The following is a 19,873-nucleotide window of genomic DNA, read 5'->3' as shown; positions in this document are numbered from 1 at the left end:
ATCAATATTTTAGAGCCTGATCCGATCAGGTTGATTCAACCTGATCGGATCAGGCTCTAGGCGAGGATCGAAGGCGTTCCATGCTGTATGAGTGGATCAAGGTGCTGCATGTGATCGCCATCCTCTCCTGGATGGCCGGCTTGCTCTATCTGCCGCGGCTGATGGTCTATCATTGCGACGCGCCGAAGGGCTCGCCGCAGTCGGAAACCTTCAAGGTGATGGAACGGCGCCTGCTCAAGGCGATCATGAACCCGGCGATGATCGTCGCCTGGCTCGCCGGCCTCTGGCTCGCCTGGGACGGCGGCTGGTTCGCGTCGGGCTGGTTTCACGTGAAACTGGCGCTGGTGCTGGCAATGAGCGGCTTTCATGGCGCACTGTCGCGCTGGGTGAAGGATTTCGCCGCCGACCGCAATGTCCGCCGGCCCCGCTTCTACCGCATCATGAACGAGGTGCCGACGCTGCTGATGATCGGCATCGTCATCATGGTCATCGTAAAGCCGTTTTGACGCGTTCAAAGCGTCATGCGGCGCACTTGCGCCGAATCGTGCCTTTGCCTATGGTGCGCGAACTCCACGAAGCTGGCTGTCGCTCCGTTCAGGCGGGCATCTTCCCCGATGCCGCACGGTGTGCCGGATAGGAAGCCGATCCCCTCGGCCTGGGTCCGCAGACCAGCGCTTCCCACCTTTTGTCGTTTCGGCGGGTCTTCCCGGCCGGCTACGTCCACATTTAGATATCGAGGCCTTTTCCCATGGGGGAAATGAAGCTCCAGGACCTCAAGTCCAAGAACCCCGCCGAACTTCTGGTGTTCGCCGAGGAGCTTGAGGTCGAGAACGCCAGCACGCTGCGCAAGCAGGAGCTGATGTTCGCCATTCTCAAGCAGCTCGCCGCCCGCGACACCGACATTATCGGCGAGGGCGTGGTCGAGATTCTCTCCGACGGGTTCGGCTTCCTGCGCTCCCCGGACGCGAATTACCTCCCCGGTCCTGACGACATCTACGTCTCTCCCAGCCAGATCCGCCGCTTCGGCCTGCGCACCGGCGATACGGTCGAAGGCCAGATCCGCTCCCCGAAAGATGGGGAGCGCTATTTCGCCCTCCTCAAGGTCAACACGATCAATTTCGAGGACCCGGACAAGATCCGGCACAAGATCAACTTCGACAATCTGACCCCGCTCTATCCCGACGAGCGGCTGAAGCTGGAAATCGAAGACCCCACCCGCAAGGATTTCTCGGCCCGCGTCATCGATGTCGTGGCGCCCATCGGCAAGGGCCAGCGCGGCCTCATCGTCGCCCCGCCGCGCACCGGCAAGACGGTGCTGCTGCAGAACATCGCCCAGTCCATCACCACCAACCATCCCGAGTGCTACCTCATCGTGCTGCTCATCGACGAGCGGCCGGAGGAAGTCACCGACATGCAGCGTTCGGTGAAGGGCGAGGTTGTCTCCTCCACCTTCGACGAGCCGGCGCAGCGCCATGTGCAGGTCGCCGAAATGGTGATCGAGAAGGCCAAGCGCCTGGTCGAGCACAAGCGCGACGTGGTGATCCTTCTGGACTCCATCACCCGCCTCGGCCGCGCCTACAACACGGTGGTGCCCTCGTCCGGCAAGGTGCTGACCGGCGGTGTCGATGCCAATGCGCTGCAGCGGCCCAAGCGCTTCTTCGGCGCGGCGCGCAACATCGAAGAGGGTGGCTCGCTCACCATTATCGCCACGGCGCTGGTCGATACCGGCTCGCGCATGGACGAAGTGATCTTCGAAGAGTTCAAGGGCACCGGCAATTCCGAGGTCATCCTCGACCGCAAGGTCTCGGACAAGCGGGTCTTCCCCGCCATCGACATCACCCGTTCCGGCACCCGCAAGGAAGAGCTGCTTGTGCCGGCCGACGTTTTGAAGAAAATGTACGTCCTGCGCCGCATTCTCAACCCGATGGGCACGGTCGACGCGATCGAGTTCCTGGTCGACAAGCTGCGCCAGACCAAGACCAATGGCGACTTCTTCGATTCCATGAACACCTAAGGCGTAAAGCCGAAGCAGACCGCGGGGAGGCGGGCATGAGGGCAGGGCAGTTCTACCGGCTTTCCGTCATGGCGCTTCCCCTCACATTGCTTCTGGCGCTGCCGGTTCACGCCGGCGTCGCGGAACGCGAGCCGCCCATGGCGGAACTCTGGCTGTTCGTCATCGGCATCGCCGCGCTCAGCTGGGTCATGGCCTGCCGGCGCTGGTGGCTTCCCCTCGCCGTCTGGCTGCCTACGGCCCTGTTCGTCGCCAGCCTCATCGCCGATTTCGCCGATCCCGTCATCGGGCCGGCGGTTCGCGCCGAACTCGGGCTCGCCTATGTGCTGCAGGCGGACCTCGCCGGTGCGCTGATGCTGGTGGTGCCGCTGATGTTGGCCAATGTGAAGTTCAGCCGGCTGGACTCGGATAACCGTCCGCGTCTGCGAGGCCGGCGGCATTGATTGCAGAGTCGCAATAGAGGCTGCGTTCTTTTCGAAAAGTCTGGCGAATTTGCCTAAAATTCATCATTTCGCTGACGAAATGATGACCTTCAGAAATGACTCAGGACGGGCGAGGAGCCGGTCGTCCGATCCATCCATCGCAAAAGTGGAAACGCCCGCCAGCGGGCATTTCTGTTGATTTGTGCGGGGGTGGTGGGTTTTTTCCCCAGATTATCCACAGGCTTACCCACAATAGCCGCCGCGACGGCCGATTCGCCCAAAACACGTTGCCGGCGGCGCCGGAACCGTCCGCTCCTGCCGGCAAGGCAGGAGAGGGCCGGATCGACCCTCATCGCTCAGCCGCCGCGCAGCAATTCCTCCAGTCGATTCACTTCCGTAACGGGCAGGGAGCAGACGCCACCGGCGCAGACAAAGGCGGCGGGCGAGCCTTTGCTGACATCGTCTCCGCTCGTGAGGCTTGTCGCCTTCGCGCGCGCGGGGTGATCGCCGGGCAGGGCCGAGGGATCGCTCACGCGCTGCACGCTGACATCGACCAGCGGCATCCGGCGGGCGGCGTCTGTGAGCACATCAGCCTCCGCACCCGCGCCGATCACCACCACCTCGCGCGCCCGCAGCCTTGTGTCGAGCGCGTTGAGCAGGCCGGCATGGCTGTAGAGATGCGGCGCGGCGCGCGGCAGCAGCGCATCGAACAGACGGTCGGCACGGGCGCGGTAGGTATCATCGCCGGTCAATATCGCGAGCCGCACCAGGTTGCGGGCGATCAGCGCTTGCGGGTTGGTCACCGCATCGTCGGCGGTGGCCTCCGGGCGCAGGATCAGCCCTTCCGCGTCATCGGCGGTGAGATAATAGCCGCCCGCTTCCGTCGCGTGATGCGTTTCCAGCATCGTCTGCCAGGTTACCGCCTGATCGAGATAAGCCGGCTCGCCCGTGGCTTCGGCCAGCGCCAGAGCGGCGCCGACCATCGCGGCGTAGTCGGCGGAAAGGCCGGGGAACACCAGCCGCCCGGCACGCCAGCTATGGCCGAGCCGTCCGTCCTTCACCATCGATTCGGCGATGAAACGGAACGCGCCGGCGGCCAGCTCCACCCATTCCGGACGGCCGATGCGCGGGGCGGCGCCGACCAGCGCCGCGATCATGAGCCCGTTCCAGTCGGCCAGCACCTTGTCGTCGCGACCGGGCGGCACCCGCTTTTCGCGCACGGCCAGCAGCTTGTCGCGCAGCATGGCGAGCCGCACCTCGTCGGCGCCCGAGCGCTCCACTTCCTTCAGCCGGTTGGGGATCGACACGCCTTCCCAATTGCCGAACGGGGCGATGTCGTAATGGCGGGCGAAGAACTCCGCGTCCTGCGCCCCCAGCGCCTCCAGCACTTGTTTGAGCGTCCAGACATAATAGCGACCCTCATGGCCCTCGGAATCGGCATCGAGGCTGGCGGCGAAGGCGCCGCCTTGCGTCATCATCTCGCGCTGCAGCCAGCCGACCGTCTCGATGGCGCGGGCGCGGAACAGCTCGGCGCCGGTCTCGGCATAGGCGAGGCCGAGCAGGTCGAGGATCTGCGCATTGTCGTAGAGCATCTTCTCGAAATGCGGCACCAGCCAGCGGTCATCGACGCTGTAGCGGGAATAGCCGCCGCCAATATGGTCGTAGATGCCGCCCTCGCTCATGCCGTCCAGCGCATGCAGCGCCGCGTCGCGCAGCTTTTGCCGGCCGGTCCGCTCCCAGCCGCGCCACAGCAGCTCAAGGAACGGCGTGTTGGGGAATTTCGGCGAGCCCTGCAGCCCGCCATGCTCGGTGTCCATGATGCCGAGAATGCGGCCGGCGATGTCATCGAGCTCATGGGTGCCGATCACCACCTGGCCCGCCGGCCGCGCCTTCTGCCGCAGCCGCTCCAGCAGGGCGGCGCGGTTCTGGGTGATGCGGGGATCGCCCGCCGCATAGGCGCCGGCCATGGTTTTGAGCACCTCGGTAAAGGCGGGCTGGCCATAGCGCGCCTCTTTCGGGAAATAGGTCCCACCCCAGAACGGCGCGCCTTCGGCGTCGAGGAACATGGTCATCGGCCAGCCGCCCTGCACGCCGAGCTGCTGCAGCGCGGACATGTAGATCTGGTCCACCTCCGGCCGCTCCTCGCGATCGACCTTGATGTTGACGAACAGCTCGTTCATCACCGCCGCCGTCGCCGCGTCCTCGAAGCTCTCATGCGCCATCACATGGCACCAGTGGCAGGCGGCATAGCCGATGGAGAGCAGGATCGGCCGGTTGCTGCGCCGCGCCTCGGCGAAAGCCTCCGGCGTCCATTCCCACCAGTCGACGGGGTTGTCCTTGTGCTGGAGCAGATAGGGGCTGGCGGCGGCGGCGAGCTGGTTGGGCAAGATGACGCTCCGGCTTGGGACGGGGTATCGTGGCGGCCGGTCGAGGCGGCCGATTCAACAGATAGGGCGTAGCGGGTGGACGTGCAGAAAAATAGCGCAATCGCGACCGACGCAAAGGCCACCGGTCCGGGCGGTGGGGCAGGGGGCGGGGCACCGGGCGGGGCACCGGGCGGGGCGCGGGGCGACACCATCGCGGCGGTTTCTTCCGGCACGGGCGGGGCCGTGGCGGTCCTTCGGCTGTCCGGCCCGCAGGCCGGGGTCGCGCTCACCGCGCTCGCCGGGCGGCTGCCGGAGCCGCGCCGCGCCCAGCTCGCCCGTCTGCGCGACCCGGCGACGGGCGAGGTGCTCGACCAGGGGCTCGCCTTGTGGTTTCCGGGCCCGCGCAGCGCCACGGGCGAGGACATGGCGGAGCTGCAGATCCATGGCGGACGGGCCGTGGTCGCCGCCGTGCTGGGGGCGGTGCTCACCGTGCCCGGGCTGCGGCCGGCGGAGGCGGGCGAGTTCACCCGTCGCGCCTTTCTCAATGGGCGGATGGACCTGACCGAAGCCGAAGGTCTCGCCGACCTGATCGCCGCGGAGACGCAGGCGCAGCGCCGGCTCGCCTTCGCCCATGCCTTCGGCCATCTCGGTCAGCAGGTCGAGGCCTGGCGTGGCCGGCTCATCCGCGCCATGGCATTGGTGGAGGCGGGCATCGATTTCGCCGACGAGGACGACGTGCCGGCCGGGGCGCGGGCGCTGGCCAAGCCGGAAGTGGCGGCGCTTCTGGAAGAACTCACCGCCGCGCTCGCCGACCGGCGGGGCGCCCTGGTGCGGGAAGGGGCGCTCATCGCCATTGCCGGCCTGCCTAATGCCGGCAAATCGTCGCTGCTCAACGCCCTCGCCCGGCGCGAGGTCGCCATCGTCTCCGATGAGCCGGGCACCACGCGCGACCTGCTGGAAGTCGCGCTCGATCTCGATGGCCACAAGGCGACGCTGGTCGACACCGCCGGCCTGCGCGAGGCGGAAAGCCGGGTGGAGGCGGAAGGCATTCGCCGCGCCCGCGCCCGCATGGCGCAGGCCGATCTCGTTCTCTGGGTGCACGACCTCAGCGACGGACCCGCTCCGGCGGAGCCTCCGGTCGCGGCTGAGGCGCCGCTCTGGCTGCTTGGCAACAAGGTCGACCGGGCGGCCGGGCTCCCCGCGCCGGTTCGTTCCTGGGCGGGCCATCAGCTCACTCTTTCCGCCGCGCGCGGTGAGGGTCTCGAAGAACTCACCGGCGCGCTCTCCCGCTTCATCGCCGAGCGTGCAGCGGGAGAGCATCCGGCACTGCTGCGGGCGCGGCACCGCGCCAGCGCCGAAGAGGCACGGGCGCAGATCGCCCACGCCCTCGCGCAGTGGGATCGGCTCGACGACGAACTCCTTGCCGAGGAACTGCGCCTCGCCGCCCGGGCGCTGGGCCGGATGACCGGCGCCATCGGTGTCGAGGATCTTCTCGATGTCGTGTTCCGCGAATTCTGCATCGGCAAATAGGCTCACCCGCGGCCAGCGGATTCACGTGAAACACCGGCCGCACAGGGGTCGATTCGTAAACGAAATGTTTCACGTGAATCAGCCCGCCGGGTTCTCCACCACGAAGAGGACTGAGGCCGTGACTTGACGGCACGGCGAAACGCTGGCTCAAACAGCGCTTTCCCTTTGCCGGCCGATCCGCGCGCGCCCTTCGAGCGACGCGACAGCAACCCGCGAGCCCATGATCCGCGAGCCCATGACCAGCGTTTCCGCTTCCCCCGATCTTCGCTTCGATGTCGTCATCGTCGGTGGCGGGCATGCCGGCACCGAGGCCGCCGCCGCCGCCGCGCGGCTCGGAGCCTCCACTGCTCTGGTCACGCACAGCCACGCCACGCTCGGCACCATGTCGTGCAATCCGGCGATTGGCGGGCTGGGCAAGGGCCATCTCGTGCGCGAGATCGACGCGCTCGACGGGCTGATGGGCCGCGTCGCCGATCAGGGCGGCATCCAGTTCCGCCTGCTCAACCGGCGCAAGGGGCCGGCGGTGCGCGGGCCGCGCGCCCAGGCCGACCGCAAGCTCTACGCGCAGGCGATGCAGCGGGAAATCGATTCGCAGCCGAACCTATCGGTGGTCGAAGGCGAAGCGGACCGCCTTGTACTGACGGAGGGTCGCGTCGCCGGGTTGGTGCTGGCGGATGGCCGCCATGTCGCGGCCGGCGCTGTCGTCATCACCACAGGCACCTTTCTCAATGGGCTGATCCATATTGGCGACCGGCAGATCCCGGCGGGCCGCATGGGGGAGGCGCCGGCACGCGGCCTGTCCTCATCGCTCGCCGCGCTCGGCCTGCGGCTGGGCCGACTGAAGACCGGCACGCCGCCGCGCCTCGATGGCCGCACCATTGATTGGGCCGGGCTGGAGATGCAGGAGGGCGACACGCCGCCGGAGCCCTTCTCGGCGCTCACCACCGCCATCACCAACCCGCAGGTGATGTGCGGCATCACCCGTACCACGCCGGAAACCCATGCGGTGATCCGCGCCAATATTGCGCGCTCCGCCATGTATTCCGGCAACATCCAGAGCGTCGGTCCGCGCTACTGCCCCTCCATCGAGGACAAGATCGTCCGCTTCGGCGAGCGCGACGGGCACCAGATTTTCCTGGAGCCGGAGGGGTTGGACGACCCCACCGTCTATCCCAATGGCATTTCCACCTCGCTGCCGGAAGAGGTGCAGCGCGCGCTTCTAGCAACCATTCCGGGGCTGGAACGGGTGGAGGTGCTGCGCCCCGGCTATGCCATCGAATATGACCATGTCGATCCGCGCGAGCTGGAACCGACGCTGGAAGTGCGCAAGGCGCGCGGCCTGTTCCTCGCCGGCCAGATCAACGGCACCACGGGTTATGAGGAAGCCGCGGCGCAGGGGCTGGTCGCCGGGCTCAACGCCGCCCGCCGCGCCGGTGGCCAGGACGGCGCCACCTTCGATCGGGCCGAGGCCTATATCGGCGTGATGATCGACGATCTCGTCACCCGCGGCGTGTCCGAACCCTACCGCATGTTCACCTCGCGGGCGGAGTATCGGCTTTCGCTGCGGGCGGACAATGCCGACCAGCGGCTGACGGGAAAGGGCGAGGCGCTCGGCCTTGTCGGCGAAGCCCGGCGCCGGCATTTCTCCGGGCGGCGGGAGGCGCTGGCGCGGGTGACGGCCTGGGCGCATGCCGTTTCCATCACCCCGGGGGAGGGGGATCGGCACGGCCTCACGCTGAATCGCGACGGCCAGCGGCGCACGGCCTTCGACCTCCTCTCCTACCCGCAGGTGAGCTGGGCGGATATCTGCCGCATCTGGCCGGAGGCGGGGGCGGAAGACAGCCGCATTGGCGAGCAGGTCGAGGTGGACGCCAAATACGCGGTCTATCTGCATCGCCAGGAAGCCGACATCGCCGCCTTCCGCCGCGAGGAGGCGGCCGAGCTGGCGGAGATGGATTATCGCGGGCTGGCCGGACTCTCCAACGAGCTCAAGGCCAAGCTGGAATCGATTCGGCCCCGTACCATTGGCCAGGCCGGCCGTATCGACGGCATGACTCCGGCCGCGCTGGCGCTGCTGGCCGCCCATGCGCGGCGGGCCTCCTGAGCCGCGGCGACCCATCGGTCTTTGGCTGATCCCCGACCGCCGATGCGGTATGCTGCGCCATGTCCCACACCGATTCGTCCGACCGCGCAAATGCGCTGAGCCTCACGCCTGTTTCACGTGAAACAGAACAGCGGCTCGACATCCTCGTCGCCCTGCTGGAAAAGTGGCAGCGCACCATCAATCTGGTGGCGCCGGCCACGCTCCCGGTGGTGTGGACACGCCATGTCGCGGACTCGCTGCAGCTGGTGCCGCTGGCCGGTGACGCCACGCGCTGGGTCGATCTCGGCTCCGGCGGCGGCTTTCCCGGCCTTGTCGTCGCGGCGGCGCTGGCGGAGCGGCCGGACGCAGACGTGACGCTGGTGGAGAGCGACAGTCGCAAGGCGGCGTTTCTGCGCGAAGCGGCGCGGCTGGCGGACCTTCCCGTCACCGTGGTGCCGTCGCGAATCGAGCAGGTCGCGGGCGTGCTGGCGCCGGGCGTCGAGGTGGTTTCCGCCCGCGCGCTTGCGCCATTGCCGCGCCTGCTGCAGCTGGCGGCGCCCTTCCTTGCACAGGGGGCGACAGGCCTGTTCCTGAAGGGACAAGATGTTGATAACGAATTGACCGAGTCAGCTAAATCTTGGAGAATCGACCATGAAATCTCGCCCAGCCTTACGGGTGGCGGCGGGCATGTCCTGATCGTCCGCAGCGCGGTTCCCTTGAGTGCCGACGCGGCCGGAGACGACGGTTTTTCGCAGGGTGGACATCATGACTGAGGCTTCGCTCGCTCCCGCCGCGCCCCGGGCCGTTCCCCGCGTGCTCGCCCTCGCCAACCAGAAGGGCGGCGTCGGCAAGACCACGACGGCGATCAATCTCGGCACCGCCCTGGCCGCCATTGGCGAGACCGTGCTGATCATCGATCTCGACCCGCAGGGCAATGCCTCCACCGGGCTCGGCATCGAGCGCAGCCGCCGGCGCGTGTCGACCTATGATGTGCTGACCGGCGAGATCGAGCTGCGCGATGCGGTGCTGGAAACCGCGGTGCCGCGCCTGCACATCGCGCCTTCGACGCTGGACCTGTCCGGCATCGAGCTCGAACTGGCCAGCCAGCGCGACCGCGCCTTCCGTCTGCGCGACGCCATTCGCCGCCTGAACGGGGCAGCCGATTCGGATCCGGAACGAACCGATCCCGAATACACCTATGTGCTGATCGACTGCCCGCCGTCGCTGAACCTGATCACGGTCAACGCCATGGCGGCGTCCAACGCCATTCTGGTGCCGCTGCAATGTGAATTCTTCGCGCTGGAGGGCCTCTCGCAGCTGCTGAAGACGGTGGAGCAGGTGCGCACCACGCTCAATCCCGGCCTGTCCATCCATGGCATCGTGCTGACCATGTTCGATGCGCGCAACAATCTCTCCACCCAGGTGGTCGACGATGTGCGCCAGTTCATGGGCGAAAAGGTCTATGAGACCATCATTCCGCGCAATGTGCGGGTGTCGGAAGCGCCGTCCTATGGCAAGCCGGTCCTGCTCTACGATCTCAAATGCGTGGGGTCGCAGGCCTATCTTCGTCTCGCTTCCGAAATAATTCAGCGCGAGCGCAGCCTGCGCGTCGCGGCGGCCTGAGGGAGGGAGCGATGGCGATGGCGGAAGACGGCGGCCGCTCGCGGCTCGGGCGCGGCCTGGCGGCGCTGATCGGCGATATGGGCGAGGATGGCGGCGCGGCCAATGAGCGGGCGCGCGTCCCCGGCGGCGCGCGCAAGGTGCCGCTCGCCTTTCTGCGCGCCAATCCGCGCAACCCGCGCCGCAGCTTCGCCGAGGCGGATCTCGAAGATCTCGCCGCCTCCATCCGCGAGCGCGGCATCATCCAGCCCATCGTCGTGCGCCAGGTCGCCGGCGAGCGCGATGCCTATGAGATCGTCGCCGGCGAACGCCGCTGGCGGGCGTCCCAGCGGGCCGGCATCCACGAGGTGCCGATCGTCGTCGTCGAGGTCAATGACCGCGAGGCGCTGGAAATCGCCATCATCGAGAATGTCCAGCGCGCCGATCTCAACCCGCTGGAAGAGGCGGCGGGCTACCAGTCGCTCGCCGACCAGTTCGGTTATTCCCAGAACGATCTCGCCCGCGTCATCGGCAAGAGCCGCAGCCATGTCGCCAATACGATGCGCCTGCTGCGCCTGCCCGAGCCGGTGAAGGCCTATCTGGCCGATGGCCGTCTTTCCGCCGGCCATGCGCGGGCGCTGCTGACCCAGGACGATCCCGAGGCGCTGGCGCGGGCCATTGTCGAGCAGGGCATGAATGTGCGCGCCATCGAGGCGCTGGCGCAGGAGCTCAACGTCGCCAAGGCGGAAGCGGCCGGCAAGCCGCCGAAAAAGCCGAAGCACCCCGCGCTCGACGCCGACACCGCCGCGCTGCAGCGCCGGCTCTCCGACGAGCTGGGGCTGAGCGTGACGCTGAAGCATGATGGCGAGGCGGGCGAGATCCGCATCCGCTATTCTTCGCTCGATCAGCTCGACGAGGTCTGCCGGCGCCTCGCCGGCGTCTGAGCCGGCGCCCTCCGCGCCTCAGCCGCGCCGCGCCTGCGCCGCCACCTGCAGCAGCGCCCGCTCGGCGATGGCCGGGCCGAGCACGGCATTGCGGCGGGCAGCGAGCAGCGCATCGTCCAGCGCGAACAGCGCCGTCTCCAGCCGGGCGACGGTCCAGCTGCGCAGCGCCTTCTCGATGAAGGGCTTGCGGCGGAAATGGATCGCCGGCCGCGCGCCTTCCACCGCCCGATCGACACTGCCGCCGGCTTCAACGGCAAGGCGCATCTGGTGCAGCGCCTGCGCCGTGCGGCACACCGCCCCCAGCACGATATCCGCCCGCATGCCTTCGCCGGTCGCCTTGGCGAAGGCGCTGGCCATCTCGGCGGGCTGGCCGGCAAAGGTGGCGTCGGCGATCTCGTCCAGCGCCAGGCTGGAGGCGTCGCCGACAATGGCGCGCACATGGGCGCTGGTGATGCGCGGCTCGCCGGCCGCGTAAAGCAGCAGCTTGGCGATCTCGCCGCGCGAGGCCATGCGGTCGCCGCCGAGCAGCGCCATCAGTTCGCCGCGGGCGTCGCGGTCGAGCTGGGTGCCGGCTTCGGCCATCATGGTGTCGATAAGCCGGCTAAGGTCGCGTTCACTGTCGGCATAGCAGGCGATGGCCAGCGCGTGCGGCGAGGCTTCGCACAGCGCGCGCAGCCCCTGGCCGCGCTTGAGGTCGCCGGCCTCGATAACGACGATCGCCTGTTCCGGCGGCCGGGCCAGCAGCGCTTCCACCGCCGGCACCACATTGCGCGCGCCGACCCGCAGCGAGACGACGCGGCGCCCGCCAAACAGCGCCACTGTCCCGGCTTCGTCGACCAGCCGTCCGGGATCGCCGGAAATTTCGTCGCCGTCGAGCCGGATCAGGCCGAAAGGATCGTCGGAACCGGCGCTGGCGCGGGCGAGATAGGCCTTGGCGCGCTCGCGCACCAGGCCGCTATCCGGGCCGAACAGCAGCAGCACCGGGCGCAGCGGATCGAGACGGCTCAGCGTCGCCTCGACATCGCCCGGCCGTATGGCGACCATGGCCTCAGCTCTTCGGCGCGGCGCTCGCGGGCGCTGGGGCGGGCGCAGCGGTGAGCGGCGCGCTCGTCACCGGGGCCGTGGCGCCCGGCGTTGCCCCGCCGCCGGTGACGAAAAACGAGGCGAGCTGGCTCTTGATCGTTTCGGCGGCGACATTGGCCGAGCGGTTCTCGGCGTCGCGAATCGCGCGGGCACGGGCGAAACGCTGATAGCCGCTGTCGAGCGAGGCCTTGCCGATGGCCTTGCCGGTGCGCAGCGGCTTCTTGAGATCGCCGGCATCGAACAGCTTCCACGAAACGTCGACCGAGACGATCTCCACTTCCGGCAGGCCGGTGAGCGGGCTGACGACGGAGGCCTGGTTGGTCTTGCTCGCCACGTCGAGGAACAGCTTGTAGGGCGCGCCTGCCGGATTGCCGGCGCCGCCGGTCAGGGCGAAGATGAGATCGTTGCGCACCTCGTCGGCGACGCGGCCTTGCGCGAACACCACTTCCACCTGGCTGAAGCTTTCCTGCAGGGACGAGCCCTGGCCCGGCGTCGTCTCGGCATACATGGGCTGGAAACAGCCCGCCGTGGAGAGGGCGAGCAGTCCCGCCCCGGCGAGACCGAGCAGGCGGCGGCGTGAGGGCATCGTGTTCCTCCGGTCAGGCGACGACATTCACAATCCTCTGCGGCACGACGATGATACGCTTCGGGGCGCGTCCGTCGAGGGCCTGCGCGATCAGGTCGAGGGCGAGCACCGCCTTCTCCACCTCGGCGGGGCTGGCCTCCTTCGGCACCACGATCTCGCCGCGCCGCTTGCCATTGATCTGAATCGGCAGCGTAACGGTGTCGTCCACCAGCAATGCGGCCTCCACCTCGGGCCAGTGCGCCTGCGCCATCAGCCCGGCGCCGCTCAGCACCTGCCCGCATTCCTCGGCGAGATGCGGCACCATCGGCGCCACAACGGAAACAAGAAAGCCCGCCGCCTCGCGCAGGGCGAAGGCGAGGTCGGGCGCCAGCGCGCCGGCTTCCGCCGTCTTGCGCGCACCCGCCAGCGCGTCGCCGAACACATTGGCGAAGGCGTGCACGCGCGCGACCGCCACATTGAAGCGCAGCCGCTCGATATCCTCGGCCACCTGCGCCGCCAGCTTGTGCGACGCGCGGCGCAGCGTCATCGATTCGACCCCGAAATCATCCGGCCGCGCCACTTCGCCCGGCACCAGCGCGACGGTGTCGCCAACGAGGCGCCACACGCGCTGCACGAAGCGCCAGGCGCCCTCGATGCCCTTGTCCGTCCATTCGCTGTCCCGCTCCGGAGGAGTGTCGGAGAGCATGAACCAGCGGGCGCTGTCGACGCCATAGGTGTCGGCCACCACTTCCGGCGGCACGACATTCTTCTTCGACTTCGACATCTTCTCCGGCGCGCCGATCGTCACCTTCTCGCCGGTGCCCACCTTCACCGGCTGGCCGGCGGCGTCGCGTTCCACCTCTTCGGGGAACAGCCAGCGGCCTTCCGCGTCCTTATAGGTCTCGTGGACGATCATGCCCTGCGTGAACAGGCCGGCGAAGGGCTCGGCCACCGAGACGCGGCCGAGCTTCTTCAGCGTGCGGATGAAGAAGCGGGAATAGAGCAGGTGCAGGATCGCGTGCTCGATGCCGCCAATATACTGGTCCACCGGCAGCCACTGGTCGGCGGCGCCCTTCTGCAGCGGCGCGGTGCCGGGCTCGGCGGCGAAGCGGGCGAAATACCAGGAGGAATCGACGAACGTGTCCATCGTGTCGGTTTCGCGCCGGGCCGGCGCGCCGCAGGTCGGGCAGTTCACATGCTTCCAGCTGGGGTGGCGGTCCAGCGGGTTGCCGGGCTGGTCGAAGGACACGTCCTCCGGCAGCTTCACGGGGAGCTGGTCGTCCGGCACCGGCACCGGGCCGCAGGCCTCGCAATGGATGATCGGGATCGGGCAGCCCCAATAGCGCTGGCGCGAAATGCCCCAGTCGCGCAGGCGGTAATTCACCGCCCGCTCGCCGACGGGGGCGTTGCCGAGAATCTCGTTCTCCAGCCGCAGCGCCACCTTTTCCTTCGCCGCCGGCACGGTGAGGCCGTCGAGGAAGCCGGAATTGAACAGCACGCCCTCGCCCTCATAGGGCGCGTCCGCCACCGAGAAGCCGGCGGGGTCGACATCGGGCGGCAGCACCACCGGGGTGATCGGCAGGGCGTATTTGCGGGCGAAGTCATGGTCGCGCTGGTCATGCGCCGGGCAGCCGAAAATGGCGCCGGTGCCGTATTCCATCAGCACGAAATTGGCGACATAGACCGGCAGTTCCGGCCCGCCCAGCGGGTGGCGTACCTTCAGCCCGGTGTCGAAGCCCATCTTCTCCTGGGTCTCGATCTCGGCGGTGGAGGTGCCGCCGCGCCGGCATTCCTCGACGAAGCTCGCCAGCGCGGGATTGCCCGCCGCCAGGGTCTCGGTCACGGGGTGGCCGGGGGAGAGGGCGAGGAAGGCGGCGCCGAACAGCGTGTCCGGCCGGGTGGTGTAGACCTTGATCTCGGCGGGCAGATCAGCCGGCGCATCGGCCAGCGCGAAGCGCACATGCAGGCCCTCGGAGCGGCCGATCCAGTTGCGCTGCATCAGCCGCACCTTGTCGGGCCAGCGCTCCAGCGTGTCGAGCCCGGCGAGAAGTTCCTCGGAGGCATCGGAAATGCGGAAGAACCACTGCGCCAGCTTGCGCCGTTCCACCAGCGCACCGGAACGCCAGCCGCGCCCGTCGATCACCTGCTCATTGGCGAGCACGGTGTTGTCGACCGGGTCCCAGTTCACCTCGCTCTCGCGGCGGTAGACGAAGCCGCCTTTGAGGAAATCGAGGAAGATGCGCTGCTGCTCGCCATAATAGGAGGGATCGCAGGTGGCGATCTCGCGCGACCAGTCGAGCGACAGGCCGAGCAGCTTCAGCTGCTCGCGCATGGTGGCGATGTTCTCGTAGGTCCACTTGCCCGGATGCGTCTTGCGCTCGATCGCGGCGTTCTCCGCCGGCAGACCGAACGCGTCCCAGCCCATGGGGTGGAGCACGTTGAAGCCCTTCATCCGCTTGAAGCGCGCCACCACGTCGCCCATCACATAGTTGCGGCCATGGCCGATATGGATGCGCCCCGAGGGGTAGGGGAACATTTCGAGCACATAGTATTTGGGACGCGGATCGTCGTTGCGGGTGCGGTAGATGCCGCGTTCGTCCCAGATCTTCTGCCAGCGGGGCTCGGCCTCGCGGGCGTTGTAGCGCTCGGTGCTCATGGACAGGCTTCTTGGATAGGCGGACGTCGGAGAAAGTGCCGCAAGGGTTCAGGTAATGGCGCCGGACTAGGCACCAAGTCGCGTTCCCGGTCAACCTTTCGCTGCGCTGCGGCGTTTCCCGCGACGCGCGCGTTTGCGCGCGGGCGCGATTGGCGTATCTGGTCGGTGCCCGAAGCAGGAGAACGCCATGGACCCCATCCGCGACGAGACCGCTGCCGCAGACGCGATCACCGCCCGGCTGGACGAGGTGCGCGCGCGCATCGCCCAGGCCTGTCACGATGCCGGGCGCGATCCCGCCTCGGTTGAGCTGATCGCGGTGTCGAAGACCTTCGGGCCGGAGGAGATCGCCCCCGTCATCGCCGCCGGCCAGCGCCGCTTCGGCGAAAACCGTGTGCAGGAGACGGCCGGCAAATGGCCGGCGCTGCGGGCCGCCCATCCCGATCTCGAACTTCATCTCATCGGCCCGCTGCAGACCAACAAGGTGCGCGAGGCGCTTTCCCTCTTCGACGTGATCCAGACGCTGGACCGCCCCTCGCTCGCCGCCGCCCTGGCGAAGGAATTGGCGCGCGCGGGCGCCCCGCCGGCGCCGCGCCTGCTGGTGCAGGTCAATACCGGCGAGGAGCCGCAAAAGGCCGGCGTCGCCCCGCAGGAGGTCGATGCCTTTCTCGCCGCCTGTCGCGACGCGCATGGGCTGGCGATCGAGGGGCTGATGTGCATTCCCCCGGCCGACGAGCCGGCGGCGCCGCATTTCGCCCTACTGGCGAAGATCGCCGCGCGCCATGGGCTGAAGACGCTGTCCATGGGCATGAGCGGCGATTACGAGACCGCCATCACGCTCGGCGCCACCCATGTGCGGGTCGGCAGCGCCATCTTCGGCCACCGCTAGGCGCTGGCCCGGTCTTCGCGGGCTAGCGCGAGAAAGGCCTGCGCCGCCTTGGTGGTGTAGCGCTCGCGGTGGCGCAGCGAGAGGAAGGGGCGGGGAGGCAGGGGATAGTCGATCAGCGCCATGGTGCCGGCGCGGATGGCGCCGTCCACCACCCGGCGCGAGATCACCGTCACCCCGCTGCCGGCTTCCACCGCCGCCCGCACCGCCTCGTTGGAGGGATAGTCGAGCACGACCCGCAGGCTGGCGGGCGCGATCCCCACCGCCTCGAGATAGGCTTCCAGCATGGCGCGGGTGCCGGAGCCCGGCTCGCGCAGCACCCAGGGGCCGTCGATCAGCTCTTCCGGGGAGAGGGGTGGGCGCCAGTGCCAGGGATGCGTCACCGGCGCCACCAGCACCATTTCATCCTGCGCCACCGCGGCGGTGGCCAGCACCGGGCTCTCGATGCCGCCCTCGATGAAGCCGAGATCGGCCGCTCCTTCCTGCACAAGGGCGGCGACGAAATCGGTGTTGCCGATGGAAAGGCTCACGGAAACGCCGGGATAGCGGCGGCGATAGGCCTCGATCAGCGGCGGCAGCCAGTAATTGGCCACCGTCTGGCTACCCGCCAGCGCCAGCGTGCCATGCACCAGCCCGGCAAGGTCGGCCAGCACCTTCTCGGCGGCGCTGGCGCGGGCCAGCACGGCGCGTGCCTCGGGCAGGAACAGCCGCCCGGCTTCGGTCAGCACGATGCCGCGCCCCACCCGGTCGAACAGCTTGGTGGCGTGGCGCGCCTCCAGCGCGGCGATGGCCGCACTGGTGGCGGAAGGGGTGAGGTGGATGTCCCGCGCGGCCTGCGTGATGTGCTCACGCTCCGCCACGGCGACGAAGATGCGCAGCTGTTCCAGGGTCATCCACCGTCCTCGCCTCGCTCAGGCGGTCATCTTTACCAGAGCGAGGCTGAACAGGGCGATGAAGACGAAGGCGGCGAAGCCGAGCAGGAAGGGGCGCACGCCCTTGGCGCGCAGCTTGGCGATGTCGGTTTCCAGCCCCATTGCCGCCAGCGCCATGGAGAGCATGAAAGTGGTGGCCAGCACCAGCGCCGCCTTCATCTCCGCCGGCATCGTCACCACGCTGTTGAGCGCCACCATGGCCAGAAACCCGAGCACGAACCACGGCATGGGCGGGCGGGCGCGGCCGGCATCCTCGCCGCGGCTGCGGGCCTGGCGCGCCGCCATCAGCCCGAGGGCGATCACCATCGGCGCCAGCAGCATCACCCGCGAGAGCTTGGCGATGGTGCCGAATTCGCCCGCCGCCGGCCCGCCCTGATAGGCGGCGGCCACCACCTGGGCGATTTCGTGGATCGAAGCGCCGGCCCAGAGCCCATAGGCATGCGGGGAGAGACCGAGCACCACGGGGAGAAGCGGATAGAGGAACATCGCCACCGAGCCGAACACGGTGACGCAGGCCACCGCATAGGCGACATCCTCATCATGGGCGCGCGTCACCGTGTTGGTGGCGATCACCGCCGAGGCGCCGCAGATCGAGGTGCCGGCGGCGATCAGCTGGGCGAGACCGCGCTCCACCCCCATCAGCCGGCCGAGCCAGGTGGTGAACAGGAAGGTGGCGATGAGGGTGAGGGCGATCACCGCGAGGCCGGTGGCGCCCACTTCCGCCACCTGCGCGGCGGTGAGCTGCAGCCCGAGCAGCACGATGGCCGCGCGCAGGATGCGCCGCATGGCGAAAGTGACGCCGGGCTTGGCCCGCGCCGGCGTGCCGATGAGATTGTGAAAGCCGATGCCGATCATGATGGCGAGGATCATCGGGCTCAGCACCCCGACCATGGGGAGCTGACGCAGCGCGAAGCCGAGGCCGGCAATCCCCGCCGTCAGCGCGAGGCCGGGCAGCAGCGCGGCGGGCGCGATCTTCGCGGCCGGGGTCTTGCCGGCTGGAGTCTTGCCGGCGTGGACCTTGCCGGCGTGGACCTTGCCGGCGTGGACCTTGGCGGTGCGGATGTCCTCGGCCCTTTCGACATGTGCGGCCATGATGCGTCTCCCCTTGCGGCACCATCTTCGTCGCAGGAGATGATCGTTCGATCCAGCGCATTATATCGCACAAATCATCCGACATAATTGGATGAACGAGGTACGAAAGGTGCCGCCTCCGGCCTCCGGCGGCCCGGCTACCTCTCAACCTACCGCCCCCTCATGGCCGGGCTTGACCCGGCCACCCAGACTTTTCCCGCGCACCGGCGGAAACACGGCATCGCGGCTCACGTCCGGCAATGAGGGCGCGCGGGATCGCGAATCGAACGACGCAAAGGGGGAGGGGGCGCGGCCGGGCGTTGGGATGCCGGGCTTGAGGAATGGTGCCGCTTGTCAGACTCGAACTGACGACCTCCGCATTACGAATGCGATGCTCTACCAACTGAGCTAAAGCGGCACGCGCGGCTCTGATAGCGGCGAAGCGCGGCTTTTTCAAGCGTCACGGCGGCAATGCGGACGTGATGCGCGCGCGATCGACGCGCAGGGCCGGAAATCAGGGGCCGCCGGCGCCCGGCCTGCGCTACGGGGCGCCCAAAAGCGCCCCCCGCGCTCAGCCCCAGGGTCCGCGTCGCTCGTCGCCGCCTCGCCGGCCCCAGGGATTGCCCGCCGGCCGGCTGGCCGGTCGCGGGGTGCCGCCGCGCGCCCACGGCCCGCCCTGCGGGGCCGAAGCGGCGGCGTTGGCATAGCCATGGCCGCCGCCACCCATCTGCTGCGCCAGCGCCTGCAGCGCGGCGATGCGGTTTTCCGTGGCGGGGTGGGTGGAGAACAGATTGTCCATCCGCTCGCCCGACAGCGGGTTGATGATGAACATATGCGCGGTGGCCGGGTTGTGTTCGGCGGGCATGTTCGGCACCGCATGCGCGGCGTTGGAAATCTTCGCCAGCGCCGAGGCGAGCCACAGGGGCTGGCCGCAGATCTCAGCCCCGAGCTTGTCCGCCTCATATTCGCGCGAGCGCGACACCGCCATCTGCACCACCATGGCGGCGAGCGGGGCGAGGATGACCATGGCAATGGTGCCGATGATACCGAAGCCGTTATTGTTGTTGCGGTTGCCGCCGAAGAACATGGCGAAATTCGCCAGCATGGAAATGGCGCCCGCCAGCGTGGCGGTGATGGTCATGGTCAGCGTGTCGTAATTCTTCACATGCGCCAGCTCATGCGCCATCACGCCCGCCACCTCCTCGCGCGAGAGCGAATGGAGCAGGCCTGTCGTGGCGGCCACCGCCGCGTTTTGCGGGTTGCGGCCGGTGGCGAAGGCGTTGGGCTGGGGATTGTCCATGAGGTAGACGCGCGGCATCGGCAGCTGCGCCCGCGCCGCCAGCTCCTCCACCATGCCGTAGAATTCCGGCGCGCTGGCCCGGTCGACCTCGCGCGCGCCATACATGGACAGCACCATGCGGTCGGAATTCCAGTAGCTGAACACATTCATGCCGGCGGCGACCAGCAGCGCGATCATCATGCCGCCCTGGCCGCCGATCATGAAGCCGACGCCCATGAACAGCGCGGTCATGCCCGCGAGCAGGATGGCCGTACGGAAATAATTCATCGTTCCCTCATGCGCCGCAGGTTGCGGCATGTCGGTGAGGAAATGGGAGCCGCCCGCCGCGCGCGCAAGATTGGCGGGGGGCGCCGGCCGTCGCGCGCTCGTGAGCGACACCGCGAGCGACACCGTCTTGACGCCGGCGCGCGTCGGGTGGTTCCAATGGC

General features: G+C 68.4%; 16 protein-coding genes and 1 tRNA gene. 9 read left to right on the top strand and 8 right to left on the bottom strand.

Translation table 11 applies throughout. The features are described from left to right. Positions 1–80: 80 nt before the first annotated feature. From hemJ to J2S75_RS04440, 3 genes are all read left to right on the top strand, one after another. The gene (gene hemJ, locus J2S75_RS04450) at positions 81–506 is read left to right on the top strand and encodes a protoporphyrinogen oxidase HemJ (RefSeq protein WP_244449941.1); all 426 of its coding nucleotides are present in this window, start codon (positions 81–83) and stop codon (positions 504–506) included. A 242-nt stretch (positions 507–748) separates the two neighbouring features. Next, positions 749–2,014 carry a transcription termination factor Rho gene (gene rho, locus J2S75_RS04445; RefSeq protein ID WP_213373436.1) on the top strand — a complete coding sequence of 422 codons (1,266 nt, stop codon included), beginning with the start codon at positions 749–751 and terminating at the stop codon, positions 2,012–2,014. Positions 2,015–2,049: 35 nt separating this feature from the next. Beyond that, entirely contained in the window at positions 2,050–2,454 is a 405-nt protein-coding gene (locus J2S75_RS04440) for a hypothetical protein (RefSeq protein WP_307018572.1), read from the top strand. Positions 2,455–2,789: 335 nt separating this feature from the next. Here J2S75_RS04440 and J2S75_RS04435 read toward each other — a convergent pair whose 3' ends face one another. Beyond that, positions 2,790–4,820 carry a thioredoxin domain-containing protein gene (locus J2S75_RS04435; protein WP_307018570.1) on the bottom strand — a complete coding sequence of 677 codons (2,031 nt, stop codon included), beginning with the start codon at positions 4,818–4,820 and terminating at the stop codon, positions 2,790–2,792. Positions 4,821–4,895: 75 nt separating this feature from the next. Here J2S75_RS04435 and mnmE point away from each other — a divergent pair, with 75 nt between their 5' ends. The 5 genes from mnmE to J2S75_RS04410 all read left to right on the top strand — a co-directional run bounded on the left by mnmE (position 4,896) and on the right by J2S75_RS04410 (position 10,955). Continuing rightward, on the top strand, positions 4,896–6,329 hold the full coding sequence (gene mnmE / locus J2S75_RS04430) for a tRNA uridine-5-carboxymethylaminomethyl(34) synthesis GTPase MnmE (RefSeq protein WP_370874084.1): 1,434 nt from the start codon (positions 4,896–4,898) through the stop codon (positions 6,327–6,329). A gap of 235 nt (positions 6,330–6,564) precedes the next feature. Next, positions 6,565–8,433 (top strand): tRNA uridine-5-carboxymethylaminomethyl(34) synthesis enzyme MnmG, encoded by a 1,869-nt coding sequence (gene mnmG, locus J2S75_RS04425; RefSeq protein ID WP_307018567.1) that lies wholly within the window; start codon positions 6,565–6,567, stop codon positions 8,431–8,433. A 59-nt stretch (positions 8,434–8,492) separates the two neighbouring features. Next, positions 8,493–9,185, top strand: a complete 693-nt coding sequence (gene rsmG, locus J2S75_RS04420; protein WP_307018565.1) for a 16S rRNA (guanine(527)-N(7))-methyltransferase RsmG — start codon at positions 8,493–8,495, stop codon at positions 9,183–9,185. Then, positions 9,178–10,035, top strand: a complete 858-nt coding sequence (locus tag J2S75_RS04415; RefSeq protein WP_307018564.1) for a ParA family protein — start codon at positions 9,178–9,180, stop codon at positions 10,033–10,035. Before rsmG ends, J2S75_RS04415 begins: the two co-directional genes overlap by 8 nt. A gap of 11 nt (positions 10,036–10,046) precedes the next feature. Then, positions 10,047–10,955, top strand: a complete 909-nt coding sequence (locus tag J2S75_RS04410; protein WP_307018562.1) for a ParB/RepB/Spo0J family partition protein — start codon at positions 10,047–10,049, stop codon at positions 10,953–10,955. 18 nt (positions 10,956–10,973) lie between these two features. Here J2S75_RS04410 and holA read toward each other — a convergent pair whose 3' ends face one another. From holA to leuS, 3 genes are read right to left on the bottom strand one after another with little or no spacing between them, the layout of a single operon-like run. Next, complete coding sequence (holA, locus tag J2S75_RS04405; protein WP_307018560.1) at positions 10,974–11,999, bottom strand: DNA polymerase III subunit delta; 1,026 nt, start codon at positions 11,997–11,999, stop codon at positions 10,974–10,976. Between the two features lie 4 nt (positions 12,000–12,003). Then, complete coding sequence (locus J2S75_RS04400) at positions 12,004–12,624, bottom strand: hypothetical protein (protein ID WP_307018557.1); 621 nt, start codon at positions 12,622–12,624, stop codon at positions 12,004–12,006. A 13-nt stretch (positions 12,625–12,637) separates the two neighbouring features. Beyond that, positions 12,638–15,259, bottom strand: coding sequence for a leucine--tRNA ligase (leuS, locus tag J2S75_RS04395; protein ID WP_307018555.1), 2,622 nt, complete (start codon positions 15,257–15,259; stop codon positions 12,638–12,640). Between the two features lie 187 nt (positions 15,260–15,446). Between leuS and J2S75_RS04390 the strand changes: the two genes are divergently transcribed. Further along, complete coding sequence (locus J2S75_RS04390; RefSeq protein WP_307018553.1) at positions 15,447–16,145, top strand: YggS family pyridoxal phosphate-dependent enzyme; 699 nt, start codon at positions 15,447–15,449, stop codon at positions 16,143–16,145. Here J2S75_RS04390 and J2S75_RS04385 read toward each other — a convergent pair. The 4 genes from J2S75_RS04385 to htpX all read right to left on the bottom strand — a co-directional run bounded on the left by J2S75_RS04385 (position 16,142) and on the right by htpX (position 19,712). Beyond that, entirely contained in the window at positions 16,142–17,035 is an 894-nt protein-coding gene (locus tag J2S75_RS04385; RefSeq protein WP_307018551.1) for a LysR family transcriptional regulator, read from the bottom strand. The two genes, J2S75_RS04390 and J2S75_RS04385, sit on opposite strands and share 4 nt — an antisense overlap. A gap of 18 nt (positions 17,036–17,053) precedes the next feature. Continuing rightward, positions 17,054–18,028, bottom strand: a complete 975-nt coding sequence (locus J2S75_RS04380; RefSeq protein ID WP_503128812.1) for a YeiH family protein — start codon at positions 18,026–18,028, stop codon at positions 17,054–17,056. 459 nt (positions 18,029–18,487) lie between these two features. Then, a tRNA-Thr gene (locus tag J2S75_RS04375) sits at positions 18,488–18,563 on the bottom strand. A 153-nt stretch (positions 18,564–18,716) separates the two neighbouring features. Continuing rightward, entirely contained in the window at positions 18,717–19,712 is a 996-nt protein-coding gene (htpX, locus tag J2S75_RS04370; protein ID WP_307018547.1) for a zinc metalloprotease HtpX, read from the bottom strand. Between the last annotated feature and the right edge of the window lie 161 nt (positions 19,713–19,873).

The organism is Ancylobacter polymorphus, from assembly GCF_030813495.1.
Lineage (GTDB): Bacteria > Pseudomonadota > Alphaproteobacteria > Rhizobiales > Xanthobacteraceae > Ancylobacter > Ancylobacter polymorphus.
The sequence above is the reverse complement of the archived record's forward strand: the minus strand, read 5'-3'. Positions and strand labels throughout refer to the sequence as shown.

Coding starts and splice junctions, on each gene's coding strand:
- hemJ (WP_244449941.1), top strand. CDS start 81: ATGCTGTATGAGTGGATCAAGGTGCTGCATGTGATCGCCATCCTCTCC.
- holA (WP_307018560.1), bottom strand. CDS start 11,999: ATGGTCGCCATACGGCCGGGCGATGTCGAGGCGACGCTGAGCCGTCTC.
- J2S75_RS04410 (WP_307018562.1), top strand. CDS start 10,047: ATGGCGATGGCGGAAGACGGCGGCCGCTCGCGGCTCGGGCGCGGCCTG.
- J2S75_RS04385 (WP_307018551.1), bottom strand. CDS start 17,035: ATGACCCTGGAACAGCTGCGCATCTTCGTCGCCGTGGCGGAGCGTGAG.
- J2S75_RS04440 (WP_307018572.1), top strand. CDS start 2,050: ATGAGGGCAGGGCAGTTCTACCGGCTTTCCGTCATGGCGCTTCCCCTC.
- htpX (WP_307018547.1), bottom strand. CDS start 19,712: ATGAATTATTTCCGTACGGCCATCCTGCTCGCGGGCATGACCGCGCTG.
- J2S75_RS04400 (WP_307018557.1), bottom strand. CDS start 12,624: ATGCCCTCACGCCGCCGCCTGCTCGGTCTCGCCGGGGCGGGACTGCTC.
- rho (WP_213373436.1), top strand. CDS start 749: ATGGGGGAAATGAAGCTCCAGGACCTCAAGTCCAAGAACCCCGCCGAA.
- J2S75_RS04415 (WP_307018564.1), top strand. CDS start 9,178: ATGACTGAGGCTTCGCTCGCTCCCGCCGCGCCCCGGGCCGTTCCCCGC.
- leuS (WP_307018555.1), bottom strand. CDS start 15,259: ATGAGCACCGAGCGCTACAACGCCCGCGAGGCCGAGCCCCGCTGGCAG.
- J2S75_RS04390 (WP_307018553.1), top strand. CDS start 15,447: ATGGACCCCATCCGCGACGAGACCGCTGCCGCAGACGCGATCACCGCC.
- mnmG (WP_307018567.1), top strand. CDS start 6,565: ATGACCAGCGTTTCCGCTTCCCCCGATCTTCGCTTCGATGTCGTCATC.
- rsmG (WP_307018565.1), top strand. CDS start 8,493: ATGTCCCACACCGATTCGTCCGACCGCGCAAATGCGCTGAGCCTCACG.